Raw genomic sequence first — 26,547 nt, forward strand, 5'->3', positions numbered from 1 at the left:
CCTCGCGCAAAACCACAGGGAATTGCGACCGGCGAGCTTCGCGCAGTCTTTTTCGCGGGCAACGTCCTGTGCGCGGCGTCGCACTTCCTGCCACAGGTACCCCCATGGGGTATAAATTCAGGGGGGCGCGCCGGACGAGAGGCGCACCCGGGTATCGAAGGCGGGGAAGGTGACCAGCGATGCGTGCCCACACCGAGCACCCCGGCCACGGGACGGAAACCGTGGTCCTGGACGTCCGCGGCCTGCTGCGCGCGTCGGAGCAGACCGTTGTCGACTCGCGGCTGCGGCGGCGGCCGGGAGTGGCCGACCTCGAGGTGAACCCGGTCGCCCAGACCGCGACCGTGACGTTCGACCCGTCGCGCACGTCGGTGGCCACGCTGCGGCAGTGGGTGCTCGAGTGCGGATGCCACTGCGCCGGCCAGTCGGTGCCTCACCACGTGTGCGATCCGCTGGCCGAGCCGGCCGGTGCCGCCGCGCCCGCACCGCACGAGGCGGTGGAGCACGGCGGGATGTCGATGGCGTCGATGGTCGCGGACATGCGCAACCGGTTCCTGGTCGCGCTGGTGTTCTCGATTCCGATCGTGCTCTGGTCGCCGATCGGGTCGGCGGTGTTCGGGCTGGACCTGCCGGTGCCGTTCGGCTGGCGCGAAGACGCGTGGACGCTGTTGCTGAGCCTGCCGGTGATCGGCTACTCGTCCTGGATCTTCTTCGCGGGAGCCGTGCGGGCGCTGCGGGCCCGCACGCTGGACATGATGGTGCTCGTCGCGGTCGCGGTGAGTGCGGGCTGGCTGTATTCGCTGGTCGTGACGCTGACCGGCGGCGGGGAGGTGTTCTACGAGGCGGTGACCGTGCTGGCCACGTTCGTACTGCTCGGGCACTGGTTCGAGATGCGCGCCCGCGGCGGGGCCAACGACGCGATCCGGGCGTTGCTGGACCTGGCTCCACCGAAGGCCGTCGTGCTGCGCGACGGCGCCGAGGTAGAGATCCCCACCGCCGAGGTGGCGGTCGGAGACCTGCTGCTGGTGCGGCCCGGCGCCAAGATCGCCGTCGACGGGCTCGTCGAGCGCGGCGAGAGCGAAGTGGACGAGTCGATGGTCACCGGGGAAAGCCTGCCGGTCCACAAATCCCCGGGCAGCCCGGTGGTCGGGGCGACCATCAACGCCAACGGCACCCTGCGGGTGCGCGCCACCAAGGTCGGCGCCGACACCGCGCTGGCGCAGATCGTGCAACTCGTGCAGCAGGCGCAGAACTCGAAAGCACCCGGGCAGCGGCTGGCGGACCGCGCGGCGTTCTGGCTGGTGTTCGTCGCGCTGCTCGGCGGGGCCGTGACGCTCGCGGTGTGGCTGCTGGCCGGCAGCGCGTTCTCGGTGGCGATCCTGTTCGCCATCACCGTCGTCGTGATCACCTGCCCGGACGCGCTCGGCCTGGCCACCCCGACCGCGGTCATGGTCGGCACCGGCCTGGGCGCCAAACGGGGTGTGCTGGTGAAGAACGCGATGGCGCTGGAGACCTCGGCCCGTATCGACGTGGTGGTCATGGACAAGACCGGCACCTTGACCCAGGGCACCCCGGAGGTCACCGACGTGCTCGTCGCCGACCACCGCCCCGGCGGTGCCGAACGCGATCTGCTGCGGCTCGTGGCGGCGGTCGAGCGCGAATCGGAGCACCCGCTGGGCGCGGCGATCGTGCGCGAGGCCGCCGCGCGGGAGATCGAGGTCGCGCGGGCCGATCGGTTCGAGAACGTGCCGGGCCACGGCGCCGTCGCCGAGGTCGACGGCCACCGGGTCGTGGTCGGCAGCCGCCGGCTGTTCGACCGCGAAGGCATCGAACTGGGGGCCTGGGACGAGCGTCGCGCCGACCTGGCCACCACCGGTCGCACCGCGGTGCTCGTCGCCGTGGACGGTGCGCCGGCCGGGGTGATCGGTGTCGCCGACGCGCCTCGACCCAGCTCGGCCGCGGCCGTCACCGAGCTCCACGCACTCGGCGTCGAGGTGGTCATGCTCACCGGCGACAACCGGGCCACCGCCGAACGGATCGCGCAGGCGCTCGGCATCGACACTGTGATCGCCGACGTCCTGCCCGGCGACAAAGCCGCGACGATCGCCCGGTTGCAGTCCGGTGGCCGCCGGGTCGCGATGGTCGGCGACGGCGTGAACGACGCTCCCGCCCTGGCCCAGGCGGATCTCGGCATCGCCATCGGCGCCGGCACCGACGTCGCCATCGACACCGCCGACGTCGTCCTGATGCGCTCCGACCCGCTCGACGTCGCCACGGCCCTGCGCATCGGCCGCGGCACGCTGCGCAAGATGCGGCAGAACCTCGGGTGGGCCATCGGCTACAACGCCCTGGCCCTGCCGATCGCCGCGGGCGTGTTCGACCCCGCCTTCGGTTTCGTGCTCCGCCCCGAGTTCGCCGCGCTCGCCATGTCCGGCTCCAGCCTCATCGTCGCCGTCAACGCCCTCGCGCTCAAAGGACTCCGGCTGCCCCGTCCCGGCGCCTGACCGTCAGGGGACGCCGATGGCGCCGGCGCGGGTCAGTCCCCGCTGGCAGGTGCGGCCACGTCCACGTCGCGCAAAACCCGCAGCGAGTTGCGGCCGGCGAGCTTCGCGCAGTCTTCGTCGCTCCAGCCGCGCTCCATCAGCGCCGCGAACAGCACCGGGTACTTCGACACGTCTTCCATGCCTTCGGGCAGCGTGCCGACGCCGTCGTAGTCGCCGCCGAGGCCGATGTGGTCGATGCCCGCGACCTCGCGCGCGTGCTCGACGTGCGCCACGACGTCGGCGACGGTGGCCTTCGGCTTCGCCGGCCCGTCCCACGTCTCGGCGAAGCGCTTGCGCTCGCCCAGGTTCAGGAACTCCTGGCCCGCGTCGGCCATCGCCTCCTTGAGCCGCTCGTCCCACCCGGCGACGGCGGGCGAGATGAAGGCGGGCACGAAGGTGATCATCGCGACGCCACCGTTGCCGGCCAGCCGCGCGAGGACGTCGTCGGGGATGTTGCGCGGGTGGTTGTTCACAGCGAGGCAGGACGAGTGGCTGAAGATCACCGGCACGCTGCTCTCGTCGAGCGCGGCGCGCATGGTGCTCGGCGCGACGTGGGAGAGGTCCACGAGCATGCCGATCTCGTTCATGGTGCGCACGACCTCGCGGCCGAAGTCGGTGAGGCCGCCGTGGGCCGGTTCGTCGGTGCCCGAATCGGCCCACGGGGTGTTGAAGTTGTGGGTGAGCGTCATGTACCGCACGCCGAGACGACGCAGGATCCGCAGCACGCCCAGCGATTCGTTGATGCTGTGGCCGCCTTCGGCGCCGAGCAGCGACGCGATCTTGCCGTCGGCGAACGCGGCCTCGGCCTCGTCGGCCGTGGTGACCAGCCGCAGGCGGTCGGGGTAGCGCTGGGCGAGCTGGTGCACGAGCTCGATCTGCTCGAGGACCGCCGTGACCGCGCTGTCGCCCGCCAGCTGGCACGGCACGTAGACCGACCAGAACTGCATGGTGAGCTTGCCCTCGGCCATCTTCGGGAAGTCGGTGTGCAGCTCCGGCTGGCGCACGGTGAGGTCGAGCGCGGCGGCCGCGGCCACGGGGTCGGGTCCGCCGTGGGCCCGCAGTTCCCACGGCAGATCGTTGTGCCCGTCGGACAGGATCGTGGTGCTCAGCAGGTTCGTCGCGCGCTCGAGGGCCCCAGAAGTCATGGGACCGACCCTAGCGAGCGAGCCACTCCCTGGCCGCCTGGACGCCGTCGAGCGTGATCTGGTGCCCGCCGGGCTGGCGGTGCACCGTCACGTCGGCGCCGCGCTCCTTGAGGAGCCGGATGTACTCGTCCGTCGAGGCGAGCGGGGCCATCGGGTCGACCTCGCCGTTGGAGAGGAAGACCCGCGTGCGCGACAGGTCGTGGTCCGGCGGCTCGGGCACCGGTGACATCCCGGAGAACAGCGCGGCTTCGCTCAGCACTTCCGGGCGCAGCAGCGTGAGGGCGCCGGCGATGTTGGCGCCGTTGGAGAACCCGACGCCGACCAGCCGGCGGTTTTCGAGGCCGTAGGTCTTCCTGGCTTCCTCGACGAAATCGGCGAGGTCGTTGGCGCGCCGGACCACGTCTTCGTAGTCGAAGACACCTTCGGAGAGCCGGCGGAACCACCGCGCGGCCCCGAATTCCGACACCGGACCGGCCGGGGCGAGCGTGGCCGAGCCGGGGCTCAGCTCGCGCGCCAGGCCGAGCAGGTCGTCGGGACCGCCACCGGTGCCGTGCAGCAGGAGCAGCACCGGCTTGTCGGCGTCGCCTTCGGCGAACTTGTGCTCGAACGCGCTCATGCCTGCTCCGGGTTGTTCTCGCTGGGGAGGTTGAGCTTCGGCAGCATGTGCTCGATCTCGTCGCGGCGCGGTTCCAGCCACGGCGGCAGCTTCAGCGCGCGGCCGAGCTCGAGCAGCGGCTCGTCGTAAGTGAAGCCAGGTGCGTCCGTGGCCACTTCGAGCAGCGTGCCGCCGGGCTCGCGGAAGTAGATGGAGCGGAAGTACTGACGGTCCAAAATGGACGTGACGTGCACACCCTTGTCCACCAGCTCTTCGCGCCACGCCGCCTGCGTCGGCTCGTCGGGCGCGCGCCAGGCCACGTGGTGCACGGTACCGGTGGCGACGAGGCCACGCGGGGTCTCCGGCGTCACGAGCACGTCGACGAGCGCGCCGGCGCCGCCTTCACCGGCTTCGAACCGGATGCGGTTGCCTTCCTGGCTGTGGAAGGAAAGGCCGAGGCCGTTGGTGAACATGTCGGCCGTGGCGTCCTCCTGGGACACCGAGAGCGTGACCGAGTGCAGGCCGCGGATGGCGTTCTCGGCCGGCACGAGCTTGGTGTCCCACGGGTCGCGCGGGTCGCCCTGCGGGTGGGCGACGAGGGCGAGCTGGAGGCCGTCCGGGTCGCGGAAGGTGAGCGTTTCCTCGTTGTCGGCGTTGCGGATCTGGCTCGTCTCCACGCCCTGGGCCTTGAGGTGCTGCTGCCACCAGCCGAGCGAGGTCTCGGGCACCGAGAACGACGTGGTCGTCGCCTGCCCGGTGCCGAGCCGGCCGGCGGGCGCGTCAGCCCACGGGAAGAAGGTCATGATCGAGCCCGGTTTGCCGGACTGGTCGCCGTAGTAGAGGTGGTAGGTGCCCGGGTCGTCGAAGTTGACGGTGGTCTTCACCAGCCGCAGCCCCAGGGTCCGGAGGTAGAAGTCGACGTTGCGCTGGGGGTTGCCGCCGATGGCGGTGACGTGGTGCAACCCGCTCGTTTTGATGGACATCAGGTCTCCTCGGGTGCCGGTGAACTCAAGCTAACCGCAAAACCTCTCGCGCGCAAGATATATTCCGGTGAGAGTGTGCGGTAGCGTGTGCGCCGTGACACCTGATCCGCGCACCGACGACGACGAGATCGTGACCTGGTGGGGCCTCGTCATAGAGGGCTACCTGGCGACGCAGGACAAGCTGATGGGCGAGATCGCCGATCGCTTCGGCCTCGCGCCGGCGTCGTTCGACATCCTGATCAGACTCGTGCGCTCGCCTGATCACCGCATGCCGATGACCCGCCTGGCCACCGAGGCCGCGCTGTCCAGCGGCGGCTTCACCAAGGTGGCCGACCGCCTGGTGGCTGCGGACCTCATCTGCCGCATCCCCAGCCCGGACGACCGGCGCGTCACCTTCGCGTCGCTGACCGAACACGGCCTGGACGTCGCCCTGAAGGCCCGCTCCGCCTGCGCCGAAATCCTGCGCCGCATCGTCCTCACCCCCCTCGGCGACGACGCGGCGGCCCTCGCCTCCGCCATGCGCGCCCTGCGCTCGGTCAACGGCTGAAAAACGTCCCCTACCGACGTTTTGCCTGGTCGGCGCATGCTTCTCCCATGCTTACCGACTCGACTATCACCACCATGCTCCCGGTGTCCGACGCCACCCGCGCCGGCCACTTCTACTCCGACTCCCTCGGCCTGGCCCCCGTGACCACCGGCGAGGACGGCACCCAATACTTCGCCGCCGGCGCCGGCACGATCGGCCTGCGCGTGATGCCCGCCGGGGCCCAGAGCCCCAACACCGCGCTGAGCTTCGAGGTCGTCGACCTGCCGGCCGAGATGACCCTCCTGGAGCGCCGCGGCGTGGAATTCCAGGACGTCGACGTGGAGGGCCTCAAGACGGTCGACCACGTCGCCCAGGTGGGCCACGAACGGGCGGCCTGGTTCTCGGATTCGGAGGGGAACGTGCTTTGCCTGCACGAGATCTTGGATTGAGTGCTCAGGGATAGCGACTACGCCGCGGCGGCAGCTGGCCACGGCAAGCTCGTCGCCTACTCACGGATAGCCGTACCCCTGCGCCGTGAGCCGATAGCGCAGGACCGCGAGGCTCCGGCTCCGCAGTTTAGCCAGGCTGTTCGGCGAGATGCCCAGCTCGGCCGCCATTTCGCGCACCGGCAGGTCCGGCCGGTGGGCCAGTAGCAGGATCAGGCGCCGGTGCCGGTCCGGCAGCGTCTCGACGGTGCGCCACAGCGCGCTGGCCACGTCGTCGCCGACCACGGCGGCCTCCGGCGACGCGGGCGCCGCCGGCCCGACGTCGAGCGACTCCTCCCGCGCGCGCCGCTGGACGGTGCGGATCGCGTGGCGCCGCGCGACGGTCGCGAGCCAGCCACCGAGGCGCGCGCGGTCGTGCACGCGGCCGGGCTGCTTCAGGAACTCCACCCACGCCGCCTGGCACGCGTCCTCCGCGTCGCCGCGCAGGCCCGGATCGGCCGCCACCACACGTACGACCAGGTTCGACAGCCGTGCTTCGTCCATGCTCGCGTCCCTTCGTCCGCCAAAGCAGACGAAGCGCTCACGGGCCCGGATCCCGGGCATGGAGGCGACCGCCGGATCGAGGGAAAGGATGTATCCGCAGGTCACCAAGGTGCACGGAAGCGGGGACGACCTGGTCGGGCGCGAAGTCGAGCGCCGAAAGACCTACTTCAACCCCGGCATCAGCTTCATCGCATTCCCCGCCAACACATCCGCCAACGTCTCCTCCGGCAGCCCCAGCCCGGCCAGCGCTCGGACGTTCTCCGCGGTCCCCGGGACGCCCGGCCAGTCCGTGCCGAAGATCCACTTCCGCGCCAGCCGCGGCAGGTCAAACCGGGCGTAGTACTCCGGCAGCTTCTTCGGCGGCAGCCCGGCGAGGTCGAGCCACACGTTGGGCCGCGCCTGGGCCATGAAGGCCGCGATGTCGTACCACCAGCCGCGTCCGCCGTGGGCGAAGACGAAGTTCACCGTCGGGAAGTCCTCCACCACGTCCGACAGCAGGGCCGGATCGCCGAAGGACGCGCGCGAGCCGGGGAACACCGACCAGCCCGAGTGCAGGATCACCGGGACGCCGCGGGACGCGCAGAGTTCGTAGACCGGGTACAGCTCCTTGTCCGCGGGCGAAAAGCCGGCGTGGACGGGGTGGAGCTTCAACGCGACCGCGCCGAGGTCCAACTGCCGGGCGACCTCGTCGCGCAGCGGGTGGTGCAGGTGCGGATTCACGTTGGCCACCAACCGGAACCGCGTCGGGTTGTGAGCGACGAGGGGCAGGTTGTCCTCGATGGGCTGGATGCCGGTGGCGCGCGGGCTGTACTCGCAGAACAGCAGCACGCGGTCGACGCCTTCGCGGTCCATCAGCTCGTCCATGGCGGCCGGGATCACGGAGCCCGCGTCGTCGTAGACCGTGCGCCAGGGGTAGGTGGAGGCGAAGTCGCGGGCCCAGTCGAGCCAGGCTTGTTTGAGGGTGGGCAGGCGGGGCGTGTGCACGTGGGCGTCGACCACGAAGCGACCGTCGATCATGCGTGGTAGCCGATCACGGTTTCACCGGGACGACCAGCAGCGACTCGCGCACGTGGTCGCGAATCACGTTGCGGCGGATCTTGCCCGTGGCCGTCTTCGGCAGTTCCGGCAGCTCCACGACACCACGCGGGCGCTTGAACGCGGCCAGCCCGGCCCGGCAGAACTCGATCAGCTCGTCCGGGTCCACGGCGAAACCGGGCGCCGCGACCACGCAGGCCACCGGTTTGTCGAGACCGTCCGCGTCGGGGGCGGCCACCACGGCGACCTCGGCCACGGACGGGTGCTGCAGCAGCCGTTCCTCCACTTCGGACGGTGACACCCAGATCCCGCCCGCCTTCAGCATGTCGCCGAAGCGGCCGAGGCAGGTGAGGGTGCCGTCGTCGTTGCGGACGTAGCTGTCGCCGGTGCGCAGCCACTCGCCCTGGAACACGCGTTTCGTGGTGTCGTACCGAGCCCAGTAGCCCATCGCGGTCGACGGGCCCGACACGAACAGCTCACCCGGCTGCCCGGTGCCCTCGATGAGCACGCCGTCCTCGTCGCGGATTTCCACGGCGTACCCGGGCACGGCGATGCCGGTGCTGCCCGGCCGGATCGCGCCCGGGCGGTTGGACAGGAAGATGTGCAACGCCTCGGTGGAGCCGATCCCGTCGAGGATCTCCACGCCGAAGCGGTCGCGGAAGCGCGCGAAAATCGAGGCGGGCAACGGTTCCCCGGCCGACACGGCGTAGCGCACCGAGGCGAAGGAATCGTCCGGCACGTCGCTGGCCAGCACCGCGGCGAAGAACGTCGGCACCCCGAAGAACAACGTCGGCTCGTCCGCGCGAGCGCGTGCGGCGAACAGCGCCGGCGTCGGCCGCGCCGGTTCCAGCAGTGTCGTGCCGCCGGCGGCGAGCGGGAAGAACGCCGAGTTTCCCAGTCCGTAGGCGAAAAACAGCTTCGGCACGGACAGGAACCGATCCGCCGGCGAAGTCGCCAGGATCTCCCGCGCGTACGTCTCGCACACCGCGCGAATGCTCGCGTGCCGGTGCATCGCGCCCTTCGGCTGCCCCGTGGTGCCCGACGTGTACAGCCACAGCGCGGGCGAATCTTCCCACGTACGCGCGACTTCCACGTCCAGATCGTCCACAGTGGTCACTTCGGCCCACGCGTGCGTGGCCACCGTCGGCGGGAACTCGGCCCCGTCCGCGCGGTCGAGCAGCACGTCGGTGACCTCCGGCGCCACCGCGAGGGCGGCCACGGCCTGGGCCGCGAACTCGCCGGACACGCACAGCACGCGCGCCCGGGAGTCGGCCAGGACCTTGCCCAGCTCGAGGCCCGTGACCATCGTGGACACCGGCACCGCGACGGCGCCGGCGAGCATCGTGCCGAGGATGCCCGTGAGCAGCTCGACGTCGTCGACCATGCAGAACATCACGCGCTCTTCCGGGCGCACGCCCAGGGACCGCAGGCCCGACGCGACCCGGTGGGCCTCGTCGGTGAGCTCGGCGTAGCTCAGGGTCCGCCGCGCGGAAACCACGGCGGGCGCGTCGGGACGCCCCTGGGACAACAGGTACTCGGCAGCGTTGAACCCGGCCATGGGGCCCCCTCTTAGGTGAGGTGCACGTACTCGTAGTCGAACGGTTTGCCGTTGATGCCCTGCCTCGGCGGCGCGACCCAGCTGGCGATCTTCCCGCGCTCGTACACCGGGTGCATGAGCGAGCGGACGAACGTCAGGTCCTCGGTCGTCGGCAACCAACGGTGCCGGTTGGCCTCCCACGTGCCCTCGTCGACGATGTTCCCGTCGGGAGTGATGTGGTGGCCGGAGTTTATGCCGACCTCGCGGTTGAAACCAGGGTGCGGCAGCTTGAAGCGGAAGTCGATGTCCGCGTCCGCGAGGATCTTGTTCCAGCGGTTCACGCCGGTCTGGCAGTCGGCGGTGTACTCGCCGCGCAGGTCGAGGTTGAGCAGCAGGATGGCCTGCAGCTCGTCCGAGGTCCACGTGCCGTCACCGTTGGGGCGGTCGACGTCGCGACTGTCGTCGGTGAGCTTGTGGTCGTCCTTGCGCCGGGTTTCCTGCCACCGGCCCTTGAGGCCGGCGGTGTAGTAGTTCGCGGCGTTCGTGGAGGTCTCGTTGCCGAACAGATCGAGCGACACCGTGTAGTGGAAGTTCAGGTAGCGCTGGATGATGTCGAGCGGAATACCGCCGTGCGAAGCGATTTCGAGCGTGTCGTGCTCACGCACCAGGTCGGCCGAGCGCTGCACCACGCGGTCGACACCCGTGGTGCCGACGAACATGTGGTGTGCCTCTTCCTTCAGCATGAACTCGCACGTGCGCGAGAGCGGGTCGAAGGACGACTCCTTCAACGTGCCGAGCTGGTACTTGCCGTCCCGGTCGGTGAAGTAGGTGAACATGTAGAAGGCCAGCCAGTCGGCCGTCTCCTCGTTGAACGCGCCGAGGATCCGCGGCGCGTCGGGGCTGCCGGAGTTGCGCAGCAGCAGGCCTTCCGCCTCGTCCCGGCCTTCACGGCCGAAGTACGCGTGCAGCAGGTACACCATCGCCCAGAGGTGCCGGCCCTCTTCGACGTTGACCTGGAACAGGTTGCGCAGGTCGTACAGGCTCGGCGCGGTGAGGCCCAGCAGCCGCTGCTGCTCGACCGACGCCGGCTCCGTGTCGCCCTGGATCACGATCAGGCGCTGCAGGTCGGCGCGGTACTCGCCGGGCACCTGCTGCCACACCGGTTCCCCGGCGTGCTCACCGAAGGCGATGCGGCGGTCCGGGTCGCGCTCGGCCAGGAAGATGCCCCACCGGTAGTCGGGCACGTTCACGTGGTCGAAGTGCGCCCAGCCCTCACGCCCGACGCTCACCGCCGTGCGCAGGTACACCCCGTGCGTCTGCAGGGTGGGGCCCATCTCGCCCCACCAGTTCATGAACTTGGGCTGCCAGCCCTCCAACGCGCGCTGCAACCGCCGGTCGTCGGCGAGGTTGACGTTGTTGGGGATCTTGGCGTCGTAGTCGATCCGCTCGGGCATCGGTTCAGACCCGCTTCCTGTCGAAAATCGCCTTCTGGCCCGTGCCGTAGCGGCGCAGTGCGCCTTCGGGACCAGAAGCGTTGGGCCGGGTGAAGATCCAGTTCTGCCACGCGGTGAGGCGGCCGAAGATCTTCGTTTCCAGCGTTTCCGGGCCGACGAACCGGTGGTTCGCCTCCATCCCGGTGAGTGCGTCGGGGCTCAGCGAGGCGCGGCCCTCCAGCGCGATCCGGATCTCGTCTTCCCAGTCGAGGTCGTCCGGGGCGTCGGTGACCAGGCCCAGCTCCACGGTCTCGGCCGGCGTCAGCGCGTGGTCGCGCTCGCGCACGAGCCAGGCGAGGTGGTCGTCGTCGCCGTAGAAGCGCGACTGCAGGCGGGTGAGGCCGTTGCCCATCGGGAACGGGCCGAAGTTGGCTTCCGACAACGTGATCGAGGCACGTTCTTCGGAGTCCTCGTCGTCGAGCGGCGGACCGTCCAGGATGTACTGGCGATCGGCGGCCAGCGCGAGCTCCAGCAGCACGCCGGCGAAGCAGCTGCCGGGCTCGATCAGCGCGATCAGCGTGCGGCTCGTGACGTCGAGCCGCTTCAGCGTGCGCTTGTAGTAGTGCAGGATCTCGTTGCTCAGCCAGTCTTTCGTGCCGAGCACCTGTTGCTCGTGCGCGAGCACCTTCGCCGGGTCGCCTTCGGTGCGCAACACCCACGTGCCGAGCTCGGTTTCGTTGGTGCGCAAGCGGAGGATCGCGTCGTCGAGCTCGCGGGTGAGGCGCAGCAGCCAGCCGTCGGCGCCTTCGGCGTGCAGGTCACCGGGTTCGGACTCGGGGCCGCGCACGGTGATGGCCGCGATCGAGGCGGGCCGGTCGTAGGTGATGTCGACGAAGCGGTATTTGATGCCGTCTTCGGTGACCTCGGGGTCCAGCGGCGTGAGCGGCACGCCCTGCTCGCCCGGCAGCCGCTCGGACTCGGCGGCCAGCTCGTGCGCCCGCGACAGCACGGACTCACGGAAGCCGACGCGCGGCACGAGTTCGTCGACCAGCCGCCAGTCGACGGCGGTCTTACCCTTCACGCCGTCGGAGCGCGTGGCGAACACGTCGGCGAGGTCGCGGCGCACGCGGCGCTTGTCGACCACGCGCGTGAGGCCGCCGGTGCCGGGCAGCACGCCGAGCAGCGGCACCTCCGGCAGCGCGACCGTCGACGAGTTGTCGTCCACGAGCAGGATCTTCTCGCACGCCAGCGCGATCTCGTAACCACCGCCCGCGCAGCTGCCGTTCACCGCGGCCACGTACCGCTGACCGGAAAACTCGGTGGCGTCCTCGATGCCGTTGCGGGTTTCGTTGGTGAACTTGCAGAAGTTCACCTTCCACTCGTGCGCCGAGGACGCGAGCATCCGGATGTTGGCCCCGGCGCAGAACACCTTCTCCTTGGCGCTCGTGACGATCACGGCCTTGACCTCGGGGTGCTCGAAGCGCAGGCGCTGCGTGGCGTCGTAGAACTCGATGTCCACGCCGAGGTCGTAGGAGTTCAGCTTCAGCTCGTAGCCGGGTACGAGGCCGCCTTGCTCGTCGACGTCCATCTCGAGCCAGGCGACCTCGCCGTCGACATCGAGCTTCCAGTGCCGGTAGGTGTCCGGATGGCGCTCGAACGTCACAGTCGTGGTGGTGGTCACTTCCTGATTGTCTACATATTGGTGACTAGCGTCAATGTTATGTAGACGCTTGATCTCCGACACTCACCCGGTTGAGCTTCGACGCGGCCCACGAGACGAAGAGCCACAACGCTATCGCAGCCGCCGTGTCGGTGAAGATCGTCGCGAACCAGAACACCGGGATCTGCGGCACACCGACCAGGAAATGACCGGCACTGACCAGCCCACCCAGCGAGCAGACCAGCAGAAACCCGAGCGCGCGCCAGTACCGCCCGCGCACGTAATCGCGGTAACCCGCCAGCCCGAACGCCGTGAACAACACCCAGCCGAACGCGACCACGATCTGCGCGGCGAGCACCGAGACACCCGGGATCTGCGGGTAGTCCTGGGCCCGAATCACGTTGTGCGCGTAGTGAAAAGTGGTCGTGAGCAGCGTGAAGCCCAAGATCAGCCGCAGTGTTTTCAACCCCTGCCCATGGAGAACGTCCATTCTCGCCCCCTTGCGATTTGATAGATCGCTCTAGCGAGAAAGGGTAACGCCGATCGGCTGCCACACCAAGTCGATGCGGTGGTACTTCACCGGATAGCCGGCCTTCGCGAAGGCCGCCGCCATCGGCCCGTTGGTGACGTCGGTGGCGGCGACGATCTTCTCGGCCCCGTACCCGACCAGCTCGTGCGTGGCCTCCACGAGCAGGTCGTAGGCGTAGCCGTGGCCACGCTGCTCCGGCACCACGCCGACGTACGCGACGATCGGCGTGGTCGCGTTGCGCGCCGGGATCGCGAGACCGACGAGGTCGCCTTCGCGGGTGTAGGCGAGGCGCCACCAGTCACGGGGACTGGGCAGCCGGAGCAGGAGGTCGAGGTCTTCCCGCGCCGCCGCCTCGAGCCCGTGCTCGGCGGTGGTGCGCCGCGCGTGCGCGTCGAGGCTGCCTTGGTGGATCTTGCGGAAGACGTCGAGGATCTTCGCGTCGTCGGGCTCCGGGCGGAACTCGAGCCGGCCGGGTTTCGGCGGCAGACCGGTTTCGGAGGTCCAGGTGTAGCGGTAGCGCTCCACGAGCAGCTCCATGCCGACGGCTCGCGCGGCCTCGAGGCGGGTTTCGACTTCAACGCCGACCGCGGGATCCTCGCGCCAGTTCGGCCAGGTCGTGAGGGAGAACTCGGTGCGGATCGGAGTTCGCTCGAGCAGTGCGACGCCGTCCGCGAAGTCGACGAAGTCGAACCAGTCGAGCACGCGGGGCTCGTCCTCGCCCCGGGGCACCCACCACGCCGCCCGCGCCACGACAACGTCGTTCCTCGTGGCGATCCACGTCGATTCGGGCCGGTATTCGCCGCGCCGGACCATTTCGCGGTAGTCCGGCCGGACCAGCGCGCCGGCGGAGTCCGCGTCAAGACTGGTGAAGAGGTGTTCTTCGCCCGCGACGAGCGGGCGCACGACCAGATCGGTCATCGGGTTCCTTCCGGGAGCTCCGCGCTCCCGTCAGGCCCTCGGCACCCTCAGCCGGAGGTGGGAACGCGTGATCGAGTAACCGAACATGGCGTCCACCTCCTTCTCTGGTCGTGAGGGTGCTGGGCGGTACTCAACCCGATCGGCGGCGGAGTGGTCAATCGGTTTTCACCTCGGCGAGGCGCTCGCGCAGGCGGCCGAGGGTTCGCAGCGTCACTTCGAGGTCCTCCGGCGGCAGTCCCGCCGCCACGGCGTCGGCCCACTCGACGCGGCGGGTCTCCAGGCCGCTCAGGGCCGCGCGCGCCGTGCGGGTCAGGTGCAGCAGCGGGGCCCGGGCGTCCGACGGGTTCGGTGCGCGGGTGAGCATTCCGTTGCGCAGCAAGCGGTTCACCGTCTCCTGCACGCTCTGGCGCCGCAGCCCTCGGCGCCGAGCGAGGTCCGCGGCCGTCGCGGGCCCGTCTTCCAGGAAGCCCAGGACCTGCCACTGCGCGGCGGTGAGGCCGGCCGGCGCGGTGAGGGCGTCGCCGGTGGCGAGGAGGGTGCCGTTGGTCAGGAAGACGTCGTTGACGAGCTGAGTGAGGCGCTGCGCCCGGTCGGTCATGCGTGTTAGTGTCGCAGATTGACAGGCACCTGTCGAAAGGAGAGCACCGTGGAGATGCCGCGGAGAGGTGAAGCGCACGAAGCGCTCAGCGCACTGGTCGGCGACTGGGCCGGCACCGAGGAGCTGGCGGCCTCACCCTGGGCGCCCGCGTCGACGGCTAAGGGCACGGCCGCGTACCGGGCCGCGCTGGCCGGCTTCGCGGTGGTGCAGGACTACGTGCAGACGCGTGAGGACGGCAGCACCCTGTTGGGCCACAACGTGTTCACCGTCGACCCGGCCACGCAGGAAACGCTCTGGTACGGCTTCGACAGCTACGGCTTCCCACCCGGCGAACCCGGCCGCGGCGGCTGGCGCGACGGGACGCTGCACCTCGAAAAGCGCACTCCGCGCGGCATCGCCCGACACCGGTTCACGCCCGCGGACGACGTGCTCACCCACGAGATCGACGTGAAACTGGGCGACACCGCCGAGTTCAGCCCGTTCCTGCGGGCGCGCTACACCCGTACGCAGTAGGAAGGGAGCATGAGCGAGCAGACCACGCAGGCCAACGGCATCACCCTCTGCCACGAGGAGTTCGGCGCCGCGGACGCCCCGCCGCTGGTGCTGATCATGGGCCTGGCCGCGCCGATGACCTGGTGGGACGACGACTTCTGCGAGCAGCTCGCCGCGCGCGGCTTCCGCGTGATCCGCTTCGACAACCGCGACGCCGGTCGCTCGCAGCGCATGTCCGGGCGCGTCGATGTGGTGCGCGCCTACCTGCTGCGCGCGGCGCCGTACTCGCTCGCCGACATGGCCGACGACACCGCCGGCCTGCTCGAAGCGCTCGGCGTCGAGCAGGCGCACGTGGTCGGCGCGTCGCTGGGCGGCATGATCGCGCAGACGCTCGCCATCCGGCACCCCGGCCGCGTCCGCTCGCTCACGTCGATCATGTCCACCACCGGCAGCCGCCTCATCGGCCACCCGAGCCCGCGCGCCGCCGCGTCGATGCTGGCGCCGCAGCCGCGCGGGCGCGAGGAGTACGTGGAGCTGCTGGTGAAAACGTTCCGCCTGATCGGCTCGCCGGGCTACCCGTTCGACGAAAAGCGCATGCGCGAACGAGCCGAACGCACCTACGACCGCGGCGTGAACCCCGGCGGCGCGGCCCGGCAGCTCGCGGCCATCCTCTCCACCCGCGACCGCACCGCCGCGCTGCGCCGCCTCACCGTGCCGGCGCTGGTGATCCACGGCGCGCGCGACCCGCTGGTGAACGTCTCCGGCGGCCGCGCCACGGCCCGCGCCCTGCGCGCCGACCTCGACGTGGTGCCGGGCATGGGCCACGACCTGCCGGAGCCCGTCTGGCCCCGCGTGCTCGACGGCATCGAACGCGTGGCCGCGAAGGCCTAGCTCACCGCGCCACCCGAGTCACCGAGCTCGCTCACCGAGGCTGCCGCCTTCACTGGGCCGCTGACTCACCGGACCACGCCATTTGATGGGCCTCGTTCACTGCGCAACCAACCCGCCGTCCACCGCCCACGCCTGGCCCGTGACGAACGACGCCCGGTCCGACAGCAGCCACGCCACCGACTCCGAGATCTCCTCCGGCTGCGCGGGCCGGTTGATCGGCTGCATGGCCGCGATCTGCTCTTCGGTGACCACTCCGGTGGCCACCACCTGCTCGTACATCCCGGTGCGCACGGTCCCGGGGCACACGGCGTTGATCCGGATCCCCTGCGTCGCGTATTCGAGAGCCGCGGCACGGGTGAGGCCGACCACGCCGTGTTTGGCGGCGACGTAGGCGGACAAGCCGATCCCCATGCCGACCAGCCCGCCGGTCGAGGAAGTGTTCACAATGGACCCGCCGCCGGTCGGGAGCATCCGGCGGACCTCGGCCCGCAGGCACAGCCACACGCCTTCGAGGTTCACCGACATCACCCGGTCCCAGTTCTCCTGGGTCGAGTCGGCCACGGACTCGAACGCACCGTCCACGCCGGCGTTGTTGAACGCCCCGTCCAGCCGGCCGTACGCGGACACGGCCGCCTCCACCATCGCCTCGACGTCGTCCGCCAGCGACACGTCGGCCTTCACTGCGGTGGCCGTGCCGCCGGCCGCGGTCACCAGGTCCGCCGTCTCCCGGCAGGTGCCGTGGTCGATGTCGGCGAGCAGCAGGCGCGCGCCGTACCCGGCGAGGACCAACGCGGTGCTGCGGCCGATGCCGGAGCCGGCACCGGTCACGATCACGGACTTGCCTTCGAGCATCACTGGTTTCCTCGCTGGTGGACGGTCATCGGCAGCCGGTCGAGGTGCACGATGCTGGAGATCACGGTCTTCGGCCGGAACCCGGCCGGCAGGTCCAGCCGCCGGGCGGCGACGATGCCCGCGATGGTGATTTTCATCTGGACGCCGGAGAACGCGTCGCCGATGCATTGCCGGTTGCCGAGGCCGTACGGCATGAACGCGCGCCGCATCCGGTCGGTCGGGGCGTCGCCGAGCCAGCGGTCCGGGTTGAACCGCAGCGGATCGGGGAAGATCGTCGGGTCGCGTTGCAGCGCGGCCGGGCTGTAGAGCACCTCACTGCCCGGCTCGATGGTCACGCCGCCGAGCGTCACCGGCTTCACCGCGCGGCGCATCAAGATCCACAGTGGATGGTGCAGCCGCAGGTTCTCGTCCACGAACGCTTCGGTGAGCGTCAACGCCGGCAGGTCGGCCGCCTCGATGTCGCGATCGCCGACGACCTCGTCGACCTCGGCCTCCAGCCGAGCCCGCAGCGCCGGATCGCGGGCGAGCTCGTACATCGCCCACGTCATGAGCGTCGCGGGGGTTTCGATGCCGGCGATCAGCAGCGTCATGATCTGGTCGCGGATCTGCGTGTCGGTGAGTGTGGTGCCGGTGCGCGCGTCGTGCGCGCCGAGCAGCAGCGACACGAAGTCGCCGAGGTCACCGTGGTTCTCGCGGTACACCGTGACCAGCCGCGCGGCCGCGGCCCGCAGGTCCGCGCACGCGGCGTCGAAGCGCCGGCCGACCGGAGTCGGCACGCGCGCGAGGAAGTCCGGCAGCAGCGTGCGCTGGCCGAGGCCCTGCAGCAAGGCCGGCAGCTCGTCGCGGGCGAGCTGCACCACTTCCCGCGCTTCCGGCGCGAGGAACATGCACTGGCCGATGATCTCGCTCGCCAGCACGTGCATCTCGCGGTCCATCGCGACGGTCGCGCCGGGCCGCCAGGTCGCGGCCTGCTTCCGGACGACGTCGTTCATGATCCGGATGCTGCGCTGGATCTGCTCGCGGTGGAACGCCGGCTGCACCATGCGGCGCTGCCGGAGGTGCTCGGTGCCTTCCGCGGTGAACAGGCCTTCGCCCACGTAGGGGCGCGCCTTCTGGAAGATGCGCCCGCGGTCGAAGCTCTTCGCCTCTTCGACCATCACGGTCCGCACGAGCTCCGGCGAGTTCAGCACCAGGAACGGGTGCGTGCCGATGCGGATCCGCACGAGGTCACCCACGGGCTGCAACGACGTGAGGTACCCGACGCGGTCGGGGCGCAACAGGGAAAGGGTGTGGCCGAGCAACGGGAGGTCACCCGGCGCGGTGGGGGCCTGGCGAGCCAGGAGCGTGGTCATGGGGAGCTCCAAAGGGGTCAGGCCGTGGTCGGCCAGTCGAGCAGATCGTCCACATAGGACGCTTTCGCGCCGGTGGCCTCGGCGGCCGAGAACCGGATGGTGTCGGTGCGGTCCCAGGCCTCCATGCCGGCGGCCCACGACTGCTGGTCACGCACGCACCGCAGCACCGCCTCCGGCTCCGCCACGCCCAGCGCCGCCAGCACCGCCGGCAGCTCACGCGTCGCCGCGAGGTGATCGTCCACTCGGGACGCGACGCGCGCGGCCACGGCGTCGATCGCGCGCTGCACCCCCAGGTGCTCGTGGTGGTCGAGCACGGTGACGAGGTTGATCGGGTCGCCCTGTTCCATGTGCAGCGAGTGGATGTCGTTGATCCAGCACATGATGTCGGCGGTGCCCTGGACCACGGTCTGGTACTGCGGCGACCGGTACAGCACGTCCGGCACCGTCGCGCCCTCGACCAGCTCCACGAGGTCCACCGTCGGCAGCACGGTGGACGCGGCCCGGCGCACCGCGACGTAGTCCTCGACCGTCGGCACGGTTCCCGACTGCCGGTAGGCGTTCTCGGCCAGGTGCCCGGTGAGCCACAGGTCGAGGTTGCCGCGAAACCGCGTGACCCAGTCGTCCGGTCGGCTGTGCAGGCTCTGAGCAACGAGCGTCCGATCGAGCAGGTCGCGCAACGCCGCGATCAGCGGATGGTCCTCGTGCACCGTCGGGCGCGAGTCACCGCCGATCACGCGGCGCATGCTCGCCACCAGTCCCTCGTAGCGCGCGACCCGGCCGGTCGTCACGCCGATGTTCTGCTGGTCGTCGGTGACGAAGAAGAAGCTGTTCCAGTCGGTGATCAGCGCCAGGCCTTCGAGCGGGGCCCACGGCGTGAGCGTGGCCATGATGCGGCCGTAGCCGAGCGCGCGGAACTTCCGCGCGACCGAAGGCGACCGCAGCAGCCCGAACTTGAGGCACCACGCCTCGGTGAGCTCCTGCACGTGCTCCGCATCGGGGTGCGAGGCGGTTTCGAACGGCAGCCGCAGGTCCGGCATCTCGTAGCTGTCCACGGCGTTCACACCAACGCCGCGCGGCGGCTGACCGTCATCGGCAGCTTGTCGGGGCGGATCAGCGCGCTCGCGACCTCCCGGACCTCCGTGCCCGGCGCGAGGCTCAGGTTCCAGCGCGCGCAGATCACCGCGGTGATCATCGTGAGCTCCATCGTCGCGAACACCTTGCCGATGCACTGGTACGAGCCCGCGGCGAACGGGATGTAGGCGCCCTTCGGGATCCGCTGCGCGTTCTCCGGCAGCCACCGGTCGGGGTCGAAGCGCAGGGGGTCCGGGAACCAGCGCGGGTCGTGGTGCAGCAGGTAGGGGCTGTAGATGAGCTCCGCGTCGGCCGGGATGGTGGACCGCCCGGCGCGGACCTCGGTCAGCGTGCGCCGGGAGAACAGCAGGGGCGTGTGCAGCCTGAGCACCTCGTCGATCACGCGGCCGAGGTACTCCAGCGCGGGCAGGTCGTCGTACTCCGGGGCGCGGCCGCCGAGCACGGCGTCGAGTTCGGCTCGCACCCGCGCGGACACCTCGGGGTCGCGGCCGATCTCGTAGAGCACCCAGCCCAGCGTCGCCCCGGGCGCCTCGACGCCGGTGAGCGCGAGCGTCATCACCTGCGCGTGGAGTTCCTTGTCCGACAGGCCGTTGCCGTCGTCGTCGCGCACCGCGAGCAGGGCCGACAGGACATCGCCGCGGTCCTCTCCTGCCGCGCGGTAGGCGGTCACGACGTCGTCGATCGAGCGGTTCATCCGGTTCATCGCGCGGGTGAACCGGAGATTGCCGGGCGTGGGAACCTTTTCCCACGCCGGCGGCAGCACGATGCGCTTGAGGAGGCTGTGGGTGAGCAGCCGCATGCCGTGCTTGATCGCGTCGGCCGTGTCGGTGCTGGCGGTGAACTTGAACAGGCTGCGGGTCAACGCGGTGAGCGCCAGGTCGTTCATCACCTCGTCGGCGGCCAGCGTTTCGCCGTCCTGCCAGGAATCCGCCGCCTCTTCGGCCGCGGTGCGCATGATCGACGAGTACTCCACGAGGCGTTCGCGGCTGAACACCGGCTGCAGGAGCTTGCGCAGCCGGCGGTGCTCGTCGCCCGACGCGGTCGCGATCCCCTCGCCGAGGCCCGGCTTCAGCCGTTCGAAGCACAGGCCGCGCTTGTAGTCGAGGTCGCCCGGCACGAGTACGTCGCGCGTGGCGTCGGGATCGGCGACGACGTACACCGGGAAGTTGCCGAAGCGGACCTTCACGACATCGCCGTAGCGGGCCAGCGCGGGCAGGAACTCGAGAGGTTTGCGCAGCACCGGCACGATGTGGCCGAGCACGGGCCACGCTCCGGGTGCTTCGACGGCCTCCCGCGCCGGCACCGAGGCGACCGGCCGGCTCTCTGTCCGGTGTGGACACTCGGCCGCGGCGGGTCTTCCGGACGGGTCCTCGGGGCATGTTTCAACGCGAGACAAAGGAGCCCCCTGAAGGTGAAAGTGGTGGGTTCGGCGGCCCTCGAGCGGAGGCCGCGAATCGTCGAGGTTCAGCCCTCGTGCCTCTCGATTCCAAGCGTCGCAACGGAATCTGTCAAGAACCGCGGCACACGTCACCCACTCGACGTATTCACTCGCTATGGATCCGGGTTCCTGTTAACGCCTCGAAGAAGTGTTCTTTCGGGCCAAACAACGCCTGTTCCTCAGCGGTGAGTGACGGTGAGCTGCCCGGCAGTGGACAAAACCGCGTGAATGTCGATCGGGCACGAGAACGGCCCGCGCACGCGTTGCCACCGCGACCGCGGCGCCGGGAGCGTGACCACCCCCAGGTGCGTGAAGTGACGAGCACGCCGCCTTCGAACAACGCGAGGCCGCCGTACACGCGGGAGCCGGCTTCGAGTGCCGTGACACCCGGGCCACGGGAAAAACCCGGGTCATCGACCCCGGGCAGAACCACGTGCCCCGGTTCGGGTGTGATCCCGAGCGGGCTGACGGTGCTGGCCGGCCCCACGAGTGCGCTCACCGGCGAACCCAGCACCACGCCGGTCGCGGCGCCGCGCCAGGGCGTCGACGACTTCCGTCCGGTTCTCGACGCCGCGGAACTCTCCCTGGTCAGGCCCGGGTGAGCGATGTCAGGCGTTCCACTGGACGGCACGGCCAACTCTCTTTCGTAGAAACTTCTTGTGCGCGAGAGACTTGAGGCGTAGCTTTTGAGGTACCAGCTCACCGAGAGGACGTGACCAGCGATGGCACCGAACGAGACCGAAGTCGCGAAGCTCACCGAAGCGCGTGACCAGCTGCGGGACAAGCACCTGCACCCCGCTGCCGTCCGGGCCACGACCGCCGGCCGCGGCATCCACCACACCGCGCTCATCTCCAGCGACGTCGAGCGCACGATCACCTTCTACCAGGACGTGCTCGGCTTCCCGCTCACCGAGCTGATCGAGAACCGCGACTACCCGGGTTCGAGCCACTTCTTCTTCGACGTCGGCAACGGCAACGCGGTCGCGTTCTTCGACCTGCCGGGCCTCGACCTCGGCCCGTACGCCGAAGTGCTCGGCGGTCTCCACCACCTCGCGCTCTCGCTCACCCCCGAGAACTGGGCCGCCGCGCGCACCCGTCTCGACGAGGCCGGCGTGAAGTACCTGGAGGAGAGCGGCACCTCGATCTACCTCACCGACCCCGACGGCGCCCGCGTCGAACTCATCGCCGACAACCTCGGTGAGATGTACGGCTCGAAGATCGGCTGACGTGGAATCCCCTGCTCGGCGGGTACGTTCTCCCGGTATGCAACCTGAAGAGATCCTCGCGAGCGCCACCACGATCGCGGTGGTCGGCCTCAGCCGCGACCCGGCGAAAGCCGCGCACGGGGTGCCGGCCACCCTCCAGGCCCACGGGTTCCGGATCATCCCGGTGCACCCGTCGGCCACGGAACTGCTCGGCGAGAAGGTGTACCGCTCGCTGAAGGACATCCCGGAGCCCGTGGACCTCGTCGACGTCTTCAGGCCGGCCGCCGAGGCCCCCGGGATCGCGGCCGACGCCGTGGCCATCGGGGCGAAGGCGCTGTGGCTGCAGCAGGGCATCGTCTCCGCGGAGGCCAAGCGCATCGCGGAAGAGGGCGGGCTGGAGTACGTGGAGAACCGCTGCACCGCCGTGGTCCGCGCGGTGGCGGCGATCTCCAAGAACTGACCGCTCGGTTGGGGCATCATCAACGCGTAGCAGCGTCCGCCGGCCGAGGCACGCTCCTGGCCGGCGAGGCACTGTGACCGACGAACAGCCCCACCACCGCGGCGATCCGACGGTGTTCGCCGCGGACCTGCGGGCCGACGGCGAACCCGAGGCCGAGTTCAACCCCGGCATCGCCGGCCGGCTGCCCCGCAAGAACGTGGCCGCCGGCGCGCTCGTGCGCGACGAGCAGGGGCGCGTGCTGTTCGTCGACCCGACCTACAAGCCGTTCCTGGAGATCCCGGGCGGCCTGGTCGAAGACGACGAGTCCCCGCTCGCGGCCTGCCACCGCGAGATCCGCGAGGAGCTCGGCCTCGACCTCACGCTGGGGCGGCTGCTGCTCGTCGACTGGATGCCGACCCACGGCCTCTGGCGCGACAGCCTGCAGCTGATCTTCGACGGTGGCACCCTCAGCCCTGCGCAGGTGCGAGCGATCGAACCCGCCGGCGACGAGCTCGGCGGCTTCGAGTTCCTGGACCTGGCCGAGGCCACGCCCCGGCTGCGGCCGTCCAAGGCCCGGCGTGTGGCGCTGGCGCACCGGGCGCTGCTCTCCGGCGAGACCCACTACGGAGAGTTCGGCCGGCCGGCTCGGTAGAACCGCGTCAGCTCGGCATCCGGACCCGCTGGACACACCGGCTTGGCCCACCCGTCCGGGTCGGCGGGCGGGTTACCCGTGCGAGCGGTTGCCGTTCGGCAGCTTCATCGCGTGCTGGTCGGAGAAACCGCGGCACCGAGGACCCGGCGGCGGGGAACTCCCTTACGCGCTCACTCCGAAGTGGACGATGCGATCGTTGCCGGTGTCCGCCACGAAGATGCGGCCCTGCGCGTCCACGGCCACGCCGAGCGGGAAGCTCAGCGCGCCGGGGCCGTCGGTGCCGAACTCGGCGCGGTAGGGGCCGGTGGTGCGGAACTGCGCGACCCAGCCGTGGTCGGGCACGGTCACGTAGGCGTCGCCCTGGGCGTTGAGCGCGATGCCGGCCGGGTTGGCCAGGCCGCCGAACTCGCTGGTCCGGCCGCCGCCGATCGAGCCGATCGCCTTGCCGTCGCCGGAGTAGTGCACCACCGCGACGTTGCCGCCGGCCGCGCGGCCGTTCTGCACGATCCACGCGCCGCCCGCGCCGTCGCTGACGATGCCCTGCGGCGAGCTGACCTTCTCCGTGATGTCGGTGAGCGCCTTGCCCGTGCGGGTGTCGAAGCGGGCCACGCGCTGGTGACCGGTGTCCGACACGAGCAGCCGGCCCGCGGTGTCGATCGCGACGCCGCGCGGGTTGTCGAGCTGGCCGGCGCCGTACTCGCGCGAGAAGCCGCCCCACCACGAGTAGGCGACCACGCGGTTGTTGCCGGTGTCGGCCACGTACACGTTGCCCGCGTGGTCGACCGCCACGGCCTGCGGCGCCTTGAACCGGCCGGCGAGCACGCGCACCAGCCGGCCGTCTCGGGTGAAGGCCTGCACGCGGTCGTTGCCGGTGTCGGCGACCCAGATCTGGCCCCGCGCGTCGACGGTGAGGCCGGCCGGGCTGCTGAACTGCACCGGTCCGCGGCCGCTGCGGCCGAACGCGCCCTGGTAGACCGGCGGGAGCGTCTGCGGAGTCGGGCGCACCACGAAGCGCACGGGCTCGGCGAGCCAGGCGTAGCCGTCGTCAGCCAGGTAAAACGCCATGTAGTTCCCGGGGCCGAGCGAGCCGGTGGAGAACGAGACGGTGCCGCTCGCGAGCGGGGTGTAGTCCCACAGCGTCGACGGGCCGACGTAGGTCTGGTCCACGGGGCCGTCGCCGGGATCGGCGTAGAGCCCGACCCAGTTCGCGGGGGTGACCGACGACGGGGGCGTCGTGTAGGTGAAGGAGATCAGCTCGCCCTGCTCCACGGAGGGCGCACTGCTGACCAGGGTGCCGGTAGCCACGGGCACAGCATCCACTGGCACGCTCGTACCAGGAAAGCCGGGGTGGTGGGAGTTCAGTAAGAGTTCGTTCAGGTGACGAGCCGGTAGCCGACCCCGCGCACGGTTTCGATGGTGTGCGTGCCGAACGGCGCGTCGATCTTGCGCCGGAGATAACCGACGTAGACCTCCACCACGTTCTCGTCACCCTCGTAGTGGGCGTCCCACACGTGACCGAGGATCTCGTTCTTCGACAGCGCCGCACCCTGGCGGCGCAGCAGGAATTCGAGCAGGCCGAACTCGCGCGCGGTCAGCGCGATGCGCTGCTCTCCCCTGTGGACGGTGCGCGCGGCCGGGTCGAGCCGCAGGTCGCCGGCGGCGAGCACGGCCGGGCGAGCCGGGGCGCCGCGGCGCAGCAGGGCCCGCAGCCGGGCGACGAGCACCACGAAGGAGAACGGCTTGGACAGGTAGTCGTCGGCACCGAGGTCGAACGCGTCGGCCTCGTCGTATTCGCCGTCCTTCGCGGTGAGCATGAGCACCGGCGTCCAGTTTTCCTGTGCGCGCAGGCGTTTGAGCACCTCGTAGCCGGAGAGCTCGGGCAGCATGATGTCGAGGACCACGGTGTCGTAGTCATGCTCGGTGGCCGACCACAGGCCGTCGGGTCCGGTGTGGACCACGTCGACGGTGAAGCCCTCGGCGACGAGGCCGCGGCGCAGGGTTTCGGCGAGCTCGCGCTCGTCCTCGACGATCAGCAGGCGCATCAGTCCTCCTCGAAGCAGGGCAGTTCGATCCGGAAATGGGCACCGGGGTAGCTCGGGTCGGTCACGTCGGCGTAGCTCGCCCGGCCGCCGTGGCGCGCGACGATGCCCGCGACGATCGGCAGACCGAGCCCGGTGCCGCCGTGGCCACGCTGGCGTGAGGCGTCGAGGCGCACGAACCGTTCGAACACGCGCTCGCGGTCCTCGGGCGCCACACCGGGGCCGTCGTCGCTGACCTCGACCACGGCCGTGGCGTCGTGGACCCAGCTGGCGACCCGGACGCGTTCCCGCGCGTGGCCGCGGGCGTTGTCCACGAGGTTGCGCACGGCCCGGCGCAGCTGGGCCTCGCTGCCGCGAACCTTCGCCGGGCCGGCGCGCACCTCGATGCGGAGCGGGCCTTCGGCGCTGATCCGCCGTCCTTCGGCGCGCACGATGTCGTCGAGGTCCACTTCGGTGCTGGCCGGCTGGTCGGTGGTGTCGTCGGTGCGGGCGAGCATGAGCAGATCGTCGACGAGTTCGCGCAGGCGGGCGGTTTCGCGGGTGATCACGGGCACGAGCTCACCGGTCGTCTCCGGGTGGCGGCCGGACACGTCGAGCGCGGTGCTGATCGTCGAAAGTGGACTGCGCAGCTCGTGGCTGGCGTCGGCGACGAACCGGCGTTGCGCGGCTTGGGCCGAGTGCAGGCGGGTGAGCATTTCGTTGAGGGTCACGGCGAGCCGGTGCACCTCGTCCCGGCCCGGCGGCAGCGGCACCCGGGTGGTCAAGTCCCTTGTGGACACTTCGGCGACGGTGCGGCGCATGCGTTCGACCGGCCGCAGCGCGGCGCCGACCGACCGGTAGACGGCGAAGCCCGCGATGGCCAGCAAGGGCAGCGAAATCAGGGCGAGCAGGAGGGTGAGCCGGGTCGAGGCTTCGGTGACGGGTTCGAGCGACCGGGCCGAGATGACGATGAACGGCCCGCCGGGCCCGCTCACGCCTTGGGAGACCACGCGGTAGTCGGCGCCGTCGCCGTTGAGGCCGAGCGGGAGGGTTTCCACGGTTTCGCGGCCGGGGGCCGGCCGGTTCGCGGTGAGCGGCGGGTGGCCGGTGATGGCCGGGTCGCCGGCGATCGGGACGTTGTTCTTGTCCAGCACCTGCGTAACCGCTTCGGTGTCGCCGGTGCTGGCGACGTCGCTGGCGGAAAGGTCACGCGCGCCTTCCCGCACGAGCTGGATGGCGACCTGGCGGCCGGCGCTGCGGGCACTCTCCGTCACGCTGCGATCGAGTGACTCCTCGAGCAGCACCACCACGACCACACACGCCACCGCGATGGCCAGCGCCAGCACCACCACCGCGACGGCCGTGGTCCGCACCCGCACGCCGATCACCGCTCGCAATCTCACGTACGCAGGGTAACGATTCTCCGCCGGCCGAAATTTTGTCCTGTTCAGACATTTCCCGTTGCTTTGTTAGGCGTCCTAACGATCGGAGGTTGAACCATTAAGGGCAACCTCTACCTGGCATAATACGAAAGTAGGTCAAGATCTTCCGTCCATACATCCGAGGTGTTAGCGTCCAACCCCGCTTACCGGAAACACGTGCCGATGAGCGGGAAATTGGGCGAAGGG

26 protein-coding genes and 1 pseudogene are annotated in these 26,547 nt (G+C 70.3%); 8 read left to right on the forward strand and 19 right to left on the reverse strand.

Going from position 1 to position 26,547, the window contains the following annotated elements:
- Window positions 1-179: 179 nt before the first annotated feature.
- Window positions 180-2,501 carry a heavy metal translocating P-type ATPase gene (locus VSH64_RS32910; protein WP_326566639.1) on the forward strand — a complete coding sequence of 774 codons (2,322 nt, stop codon included), beginning with the start codon at window positions 180-182 and terminating at the stop codon, window positions 2,499-2,501.
- 32 nt (window positions 2,502-2,533) lie between these two features.
- Here the strand turns inward: VSH64_RS32910 and VSH64_RS32915 are convergent, their stop codons facing one another.
- From VSH64_RS32915 to VSH64_RS32925, 3 genes are read right to left on the reverse strand one after another with little or no spacing between them, the layout of a single operon-like run.
- Complete coding sequence (locus VSH64_RS32915) at window positions 2,534-3,685, reverse strand: dipeptidase (protein WP_326566640.1); 1,152 nt, start codon at window positions 3,683-3,685, stop codon at window positions 2,534-2,536.
- 10 nt (window positions 3,686-3,695) lie between these two features.
- A complete protein-coding gene (locus VSH64_RS32920; protein WP_326566641.1) occupies window positions 3,696-4,301 on the reverse strand; it encodes an alpha/beta hydrolase in 606 nt (201 codons plus the stop codon).
- Window positions 4,298-5,263 (reverse strand): ring-cleaving dioxygenase, encoded by a 966-nt coding sequence (locus tag VSH64_RS32925; protein ID WP_326566642.1) that lies wholly within the window; start codon window positions 5,261-5,263, stop codon window positions 4,298-4,300. Before VSH64_RS32925 ends, VSH64_RS32920 begins: the two co-directional genes overlap by 4 nt.
- A 94-nt stretch (window positions 5,264-5,357) precedes the next feature.
- On the opposite strand from VSH64_RS32925, the gene VSH64_RS32930 reads away from it, so the two are divergent.
- Window positions 5,358-5,810 (forward strand): MarR family winged helix-turn-helix transcriptional regulator, encoded by a 453-nt coding sequence (locus VSH64_RS32930; protein ID WP_326566643.1) that lies wholly within the window; start codon window positions 5,358-5,360, stop codon window positions 5,808-5,810.
- 74 nt (window positions 5,811-5,884) lie between these two features.
- On the forward strand, window positions 5,885-6,238 hold the full coding sequence (locus VSH64_RS32935; RefSeq protein WP_326838091.1) for a VOC family protein: 354 nt from the start codon (window positions 5,885-5,887) through the stop codon (window positions 6,236-6,238).
- A 60-nt stretch (window positions 6,239-6,298) separates the two neighbouring features.
- Here VSH64_RS32935 and VSH64_RS32940 read toward each other — a convergent pair whose 3' ends face one another.
- From VSH64_RS32940 to VSH64_RS32975, 8 genes are all read right to left on the reverse strand, one after another.
- Complete coding sequence (locus tag VSH64_RS32940; RefSeq protein WP_326566644.1) at window positions 6,299-6,778, reverse strand: RNA polymerase sigma factor; 480 nt, start codon at window positions 6,776-6,778, stop codon at window positions 6,299-6,301.
- A gap of 162 nt (window positions 6,779-6,940) precedes the next feature.
- Window positions 6,941-7,795 (reverse strand): amidohydrolase family protein, encoded by an 855-nt coding sequence (locus VSH64_RS32945; RefSeq protein WP_326566645.1) that lies wholly within the window; start codon window positions 7,793-7,795, stop codon window positions 6,941-6,943.
- Between the two features lie 13 nt (window positions 7,796-7,808).
- Window positions 7,809-9,371, reverse strand: a complete 1,563-nt coding sequence (locus VSH64_RS32950) for a benzoate-CoA ligase family protein (RefSeq protein WP_326566646.1) — start codon at window positions 9,369-9,371, stop codon at window positions 7,809-7,811.
- 11 nt (window positions 9,372-9,382) lie between these two features.
- Window positions 9,383-10,804 carry a benzoyl-CoA 2,3-epoxidase subunit BoxB gene (gene boxB, locus VSH64_RS32955; protein WP_326566647.1) on the reverse strand — a complete coding sequence of 474 codons (1,422 nt, stop codon included), beginning with the start codon at window positions 10,802-10,804 and terminating at the stop codon, window positions 9,383-9,385.
- Window positions 10,805-10,808: 4 nt separating this feature from the next.
- Window positions 10,809-12,464 (reverse strand): 2,3-epoxybenzoyl-CoA dihydrolase, encoded by a 1,656-nt coding sequence (boxC, locus tag VSH64_RS32960; RefSeq protein ID WP_326566648.1) that lies wholly within the window; start codon window positions 12,462-12,464, stop codon window positions 10,809-10,811.
- 37 nt (window positions 12,465-12,501) lie between these two features.
- Window positions 12,502-12,933: a hypothetical protein gene (locus VSH64_RS32965; protein WP_326566650.1), complete on the reverse strand. Its 432-nt coding sequence runs from the start codon at window positions 12,931-12,933 to the stop codon at window positions 12,502-12,504.
- A 30-nt stretch (window positions 12,934-12,963) separates the two neighbouring features.
- Window positions 12,964-13,890, reverse strand: coding sequence for a GNAT family N-acetyltransferase (locus VSH64_RS32970; protein ID WP_326566651.1), 927 nt, complete (start codon window positions 13,888-13,890; stop codon window positions 12,964-12,966).
- Window positions 13,891-14,044: 154 nt separating this feature from the next.
- Complete coding sequence (locus tag VSH64_RS32975) at window positions 14,045-14,488, reverse strand: MarR family winged helix-turn-helix transcriptional regulator (RefSeq protein WP_326566652.1); 444 nt, start codon at window positions 14,486-14,488, stop codon at window positions 14,045-14,047.
- 54 nt (window positions 14,489-14,542) lie between these two features.
- Between VSH64_RS32975 and VSH64_RS32980 the strand changes: the two genes are divergently transcribed.
- Both VSH64_RS32980 and VSH64_RS32985 read left to right on the forward strand, forming a co-directional pair.
- Window positions 14,543-15,001 (forward strand): DUF1579 family protein, encoded by a 459-nt coding sequence (locus VSH64_RS32980; protein WP_326566653.1) that lies wholly within the window; start codon window positions 14,543-14,545, stop codon window positions 14,999-15,001.
- A 9-nt stretch (window positions 15,002-15,010) separates the two neighbouring features.
- Complete coding sequence (locus VSH64_RS32985; protein WP_326566654.1) at window positions 15,011-15,871, forward strand: alpha/beta fold hydrolase; 861 nt, start codon at window positions 15,011-15,013, stop codon at window positions 15,869-15,871.
- Window positions 15,872-15,967: 96 nt separating this feature from the next.
- Here the strand turns inward: VSH64_RS32985 and VSH64_RS32990 are convergent, their stop codons facing one another.
- The 5 genes and pseudogenes from VSH64_RS32990 to VSH64_RS48620 all read right to left on the reverse strand — a co-directional run.
- Window positions 15,968-16,723, reverse strand: a complete 756-nt coding sequence (locus VSH64_RS32990; protein WP_326566655.1) for a glucose 1-dehydrogenase — start codon at window positions 16,721-16,723, stop codon at window positions 15,968-15,970.
- Complete coding sequence (locus VSH64_RS32995; protein WP_326566656.1) at window positions 16,723-18,075, reverse strand: cytochrome P450; 1,353 nt, start codon at window positions 18,073-18,075, stop codon at window positions 16,723-16,725. Before VSH64_RS32995 ends, VSH64_RS32990 begins: the two co-directional genes overlap by 1 nt.
- 17 nt (window positions 18,076-18,092) lie before the next feature.
- Window positions 18,093-19,127: a terpene synthase family protein gene (locus tag VSH64_RS33000; protein WP_326566657.1), complete on the reverse strand. Its 1,035-nt coding sequence runs from the start codon at window positions 19,125-19,127 to the stop codon at window positions 18,093-18,095.
- Between the two features lie 5 nt (window positions 19,128-19,132).
- Window positions 19,133-20,470, reverse strand: a complete 1,338-nt coding sequence (locus VSH64_RS33005; protein ID WP_326566658.1) for a cytochrome P450 — start codon at window positions 20,468-20,470, stop codon at window positions 19,133-19,135.
- A 525-nt stretch (window positions 20,471-20,995) separates the two neighbouring features.
- Window positions 20,996-21,131, reverse strand: a pseudogene (locus tag VSH64_RS48620) (2-keto-4-pentenoate hydratase); the annotation flags it as partial.
- 196 nt (window positions 21,132-21,327) lie between these two features.
- Between VSH64_RS48620 and VSH64_RS33015 the strand changes: the two are divergent.
- The 3 genes from VSH64_RS33015 to VSH64_RS33025 all read left to right on the forward strand — a co-directional run bounded on the left by VSH64_RS33015 (window position 21,328) and on the right by VSH64_RS33025 (window position 22,901).
- Entirely contained in the window at window positions 21,328-21,831 is a 504-nt protein-coding gene (locus VSH64_RS33015; protein WP_326566659.1) for a VOC family protein, read from the forward strand.
- A 37-nt stretch (window positions 21,832-21,868) separates the two neighbouring features.
- Complete coding sequence (locus VSH64_RS33020) at window positions 21,869-22,270, forward strand: CoA-binding protein (protein ID WP_326566660.1); 402 nt, start codon at window positions 21,869-21,871, stop codon at window positions 22,268-22,270.
- Window positions 22,271-22,343: 73 nt separating this feature from the next.
- On the forward strand, window positions 22,344-22,901 hold the full coding sequence (locus VSH64_RS33025) for an NUDIX hydrolase (RefSeq protein WP_326566661.1): 558 nt from the start codon (window positions 22,344-22,346) through the stop codon (window positions 22,899-22,901).
- A gap of 162 nt (window positions 22,902-23,063) precedes the next feature.
- Here VSH64_RS33025 and VSH64_RS33030 read toward each other — a convergent pair whose 3' ends face one another.
- The 3 genes from VSH64_RS33030 to VSH64_RS33040 form a co-directional block, all read right to left on the reverse strand.
- Complete coding sequence (locus tag VSH64_RS33030) at window positions 23,064-24,206, reverse strand: NHL repeat-containing protein (RefSeq protein ID WP_326566662.1); 1,143 nt, start codon at window positions 24,204-24,206, stop codon at window positions 23,064-23,066.
- Between the two features lie 68 nt (window positions 24,207-24,274).
- Complete coding sequence (locus tag VSH64_RS33035; protein WP_326566663.1) at window positions 24,275-24,943, reverse strand: response regulator transcription factor; 669 nt, start codon at window positions 24,941-24,943, stop codon at window positions 24,275-24,277.
- Window positions 24,943-26,322: a sensor histidine kinase gene (locus VSH64_RS33040; protein WP_326566664.1), complete on the reverse strand. Its 1,380-nt coding sequence runs from the start codon at window positions 26,320-26,322 to the stop codon at window positions 24,943-24,945. Before VSH64_RS33040 ends, VSH64_RS33035 begins: the two co-directional genes overlap by 1 nt.
- Window positions 26,323-26,547: the final 225 nt, after the last annotated feature.

It is taken from the genome of Amycolatopsis rhabdoformis (assembly GCF_035918295.1).
Taxonomy (GTDB): Bacteria; Actinomycetota; Actinomycetes; order Mycobacteriales; family Pseudonocardiaceae; genus Amycolatopsis; species Amycolatopsis rhabdoformis.